Genomic DNA, 285 nt, shown 5'->3' on the forward strand with positions numbered 1-285 from the left:
CCATGCAACTAGTGCATCCTCAGCTTCGGCTCATGGCTTGAGCCCCGTTACATCTTCGCCGCAAGACAACTTATTTAGACCAGTGAGCTGTTACGCTATCTTTAAAGGATGGCTGCTTCTAAGCCAACCTCCTGGTTGTTTTGGTCGTCTCACCTGCTTTCCCACTTAGCCATGAATTAGGGGCCTTAGCTGGAGGTCAGGGTTGTTTCCCTCTTCACGACGGACGTTAGCATTCGCCGTGTGTCTGCCATCTAGTACTCCTCGGTATTCGGAGTTTGGTTAGGA

At 50.9% G+C, this 285-nt stretch carries 1 rRNA gene; it reads right to left on the minus strand.

The annotated features are described in order from the left end of the window. Positions 1-285 (minus strand): 23S ribosomal RNA (locus A3764_RS01105); the annotation flags it as partial.

Source organism: Sulfitobacter sp. HI0129 (genome assembly GCF_001635395.1).
Lineage (GTDB): Bacteria > Pseudomonadota > Alphaproteobacteria > Rhodobacterales > Rhodobacteraceae > Sulfitobacter.